Genomic DNA, 3,563 nt, shown 5'->3' on the forward strand with positions numbered 1-3,563 from the left:
AGACCTGACCGCAGGCGCCGGGGGGCTGGCCACCGCCCCCCGGCGTCCCCGCATGGATCTCGACCGTACGGCTCAAGAAGAGATGGCGAGCATGTCAGTGCAGACCGAACAAGCGGACTCGGTCCCCAAGGCCGGCCTCCGAAAGGAAGACGCGCCCCCCGGCGGCCCGGCGGCGGCGCCCAGGAGACGAGCCGGGAGCACGGGCCCCTATCTGCTCCTGCTGCCCGCACTGCTCGCCACCGCGGTGCTGCTCGGGTACCCGCTGGTCAAGAACGGCATGCTGTCGTTCCAGAACCTCAACCCGCGCCAGCTGATCCTCCACCTCACCGAGTGGAACGGCTTCTCCAACTACCAGGAGGTCCTGGGCGGCTCGGACTTCTGGAAGGTCGTCGAGCGGTCGATCTTCTTCACCGCGGCGAACGTCGTGCTGATCATGGTCTTCGGCACGCTCATCGGTCTGCTGCTCGCCCGCCTCGGCAAGAAGATGCGTCTGCTGCTGATGCTCGGCCTGGTGCTCGCCTGGGCCATGCCGATCATCGCGGCGACCACCGTCTTCCAGTGGCTGTTCGCCCAGCGCTTCGGTGTCGTCAACTACGTGCTCGACACCCTCGGCTGGCACTCGATGGCCGACTTCAACTGGACCGGCAGCCAGTTCTCCACCTTCTCGCTGGTGACCCTGCTGATCGTCTGGATGTCGATCCCCTTCGTGGCGATCAACCTCTACGCCGCCTCGACGACCATCCCGAAGGAGCTGTACGAGGCCGCGTCGCTCGACGGCGCCGGGACCTGGAAGAGCTTCACCTCGGTGACGTTCCCCTTCCTCAAGCCGTTCCTGCTGGCCACCACGTTCCTCGAAGTCATCTGGGTCTTCAAGTCCTTCGCCCAGCTCTTCGCGATCAACGGCGGCGGCCCCGACCGGCTCACCGAGACCCTGCCCGTGTACGCCTTCGTCGAGGGCGTCGGCAACCAGCACTTCGGCATGGGCGCGGCGATCTCGTTCCTGACGATCATCGTGCTGCTCGCGCTGACCGCGTACTACCTTCGCACCGTACTGAAGCAAGAGGAGGACGAGCTGTGAGGCGCTCACTGTTCGGCCGGTTCTGGCCCAACGCAACGGCGATCATCCTCTTCATAGGCTTCGCCTTCCCCGTCTACTGGATGTTCAGCACGGCCTTCAAGCCGACCGGCGACATCATCACCGACACCCCCGTGTGGTTCCCGACGGACTTCACCTTCTCGCACTTCAGCAGGGCCGTCGGCGCGGACCACTTCTGGACGCTGGTCCGCAACTCCGTACTGGTCACCGTCATCTCGGTGTTCTCGTCGCTGGTGATCGCACTGCTCGCCTCGTTCGCGATGGCGCGGATGCGCTTCAAGGGCAAGCGCGGGGTGCTGCTGACCTTCATGGTGGCGCAGATGGCGCCCTGGGAGGTCATGGTCATCGCGATCTACATGCTGGTACGCGACGCGGACATGCTGGACAGCCTGGTCCCGCTCACCGCCTTCTACATGATCATGGTGCTGCCCTTCACGATCCTCACCCTGCGGGGCTATGTTGCCGCGGTGCCCAAGGAGCTGGAGGAGTCCGCCATGGTCGACGGCTGCACCCGGGCCCAGGCCTTCATGAAGGTGATCCTCCCGCTGCTCGGCCCCGGACTGATGGCCACCTCGCTCTTCGGCTTCATCACCGCGTGGAACGAGTTCCCGCTGGTGCTCGTCCTCAACAAGGACATCGGGTCGCAGACACTTCCGCTGTGGCTCTCGCAGTTCCAGACGGCGTTCGGCGACGACTGGGGCGCGACCATGGCGGCCTCCTCGCTCTTCGCCGTTCCGATCCTGATCCTCTTCGTCTACTTGCAGCGCAAGGCCGTCAGCGGTCTCACCTCCGGTGCAGTGAAGGGATAACGGCGCTCCATGACCACCATCACCACGGGCACGGACCAGCTCACCCGCGACGCGCTCGCCGTACTCCAGCCCGGATTCGCCGGCACCACGGCCCCCGACTGGGTGCTGCGCAAGGTCGGCGAAGGGCTGGCGTCCGTCGCGCTGTTCGGCCGCAACGTCACCAGCGCCCCGCAGATCGCCGCCCTCACCGCCCGGCTGCGGTCCGAGCGGGACGACATCCTCGTCGCGATCGACGAGGAGGGCGGCGATGTCACCCGCCTCGAAGTACGCACCGGATCCTCCTTCCCCGGCAACCTCGCGCTCGGCGCTGTCGACGACCCGGACCTCACCAGGGCCGTCGCCCGTGAGCTGGGCCGGCGTCTGGCCGAGTGCGGGGTCAACCACAACTGGTCCCCGTCCGCCGACGTCAACTCCAATCCGGACAACCCGGTCATCGGTGTACGGTCCTTCGGCTCCGACACCGCACTGGTGGCCCGGCACACCGCCGCGTACGTCGAGGGGCTCCAGTCCGCCGGGGTCGCGGCCTGCACCAAGCACTTCCCCGGCCACGGCGACACCGCCGTCGACTCGCACCACGCGATGCCGCGGATCGATGTGGACCTGGACACGCTGAACGCCCGTGAGCTGGCGCCTTTCCGGGCCGCCATCGCGGCGGGGGCGAAGTCGGTCATGAGCGCGCACATCCTGCTTCCGGCGCTCGACCGCGAACGGCCGGCGACGCTGAGCCCGCAGATCCTCACCGGGCTGCTGCGCCAGGAGCTCGGTTACGAGGGGCTGATCGTCACCGACGGTATCGAGATGCGCGCCATCGCATCGACGTACGGCATCGAACGCGGCACCGTCCTCGCCATCGCGGCGGGTGCCGACGCCATCTGTGTCGGCGGCGGCCTCTCGGACGAGGGCACCGTACTGCGGCTGCGCGATGCCCTGGTGGCGGCGGTACGGGCGGGCGAACTGCCCGAAGAGCGGCTGGCGGACGCCGCCGCGCGGGTACGGGCGCTCGCGGCGTGGACTCACCGGGCCAGGGGGGCTTCGGAGCCGGGCGCGGCATCGCAGGAGGGGACCGCGCCCGGTACCGATATCGGGCTGGTCGCTGCCCGCAGGGCGCTCCGGGCCACCCCGCAGGACCACCCGCCACTGACCACCGCCCCGTATGTCGCCGTCTTCACACCCGGGGCGAACATCGCGGTCGGGGACGAGACCCCATGGGGTATCGCCGCCGAGCTGACCGCGCTGCTGCCCGGCACCGGGACCGGCAGATACGGCGCGGACAGCGCAGCTGCCGATGTGCTCGCGGCGGCGGGGGAGCGCACGATCGTCGCGGTCGTCCGCGACGCGCACCGGCACCCGTGGATGACCCAGGCCGTGGACGCGCTGCTCACGGCCCGTCCCGGCACCGTCGTGGTCGAGATGGGGGTCCCGCGCGCCGCGCCGCGCGGGGCGCTGTATCTGACGACCCATGGAGCGGCCCGGGTCTGCGGCCGCGCGGCGGCCGAGTTCATCACGGGCGCCACCGGGCGGTAGAGCGGCCGGTGCGACAGCCATTATCAGGGGGGGGGGGGGCCGGGGGGCGCGGCCCGGGCGCTGGGGTGGGAGGGGTGGGGGGTGTTGGGGAGAGGGGGTGTGGTGGCGAGCTCGCACCGCGCCCCCACGCCGGC

General features: G+C 69.5%; 3 protein-coding genes. All 3 read left to right on the forward strand.

The annotated features are described in order from the left end of the window. Positions 1-91: 91 nt before the first annotated feature. Genes ACFXBC_RS25785 through ACFXBC_RS25795 form a run of 3 tightly spaced genes read left to right on the forward strand, consistent with a single transcriptional unit; the run spans position 92 to position 3,429 of the window. Positions 92-1,078 (forward strand): carbohydrate ABC transporter permease, encoded by a 987-nt coding sequence (locus ACFXBC_RS25785; protein ID WP_385029024.1) that lies wholly within the window; start codon positions 92-94, stop codon positions 1,076-1,078. Beyond that, entirely contained in the window at positions 1,075-1,905 is an 831-nt protein-coding gene (locus ACFXBC_RS25790) for a carbohydrate ABC transporter permease (protein WP_385029014.1), read from the forward strand. Before ACFXBC_RS25785 ends, ACFXBC_RS25790 begins: the two co-directional genes overlap by 4 nt. Before the next feature lie 9 nt (positions 1,906-1,914). Then, positions 1,915-3,429 carry a glycoside hydrolase family 3 protein gene (locus ACFXBC_RS25795; protein ID WP_385029017.1) on the forward strand — a complete coding sequence of 505 codons (1,515 nt, stop codon included), beginning with the start codon at positions 1,915-1,917 and terminating at the stop codon, positions 3,427-3,429. Positions 3,430-3,563 lie beyond the last annotated feature (134 nt).

Origin of the sequence: Streptomyces sp. NPDC059398, from assembly GCF_042751845.1 — a bacterium.
GTDB lineage: Bacteria > Actinomycetota > Actinomycetes > Streptomycetales > Streptomycetaceae > Streptomyces.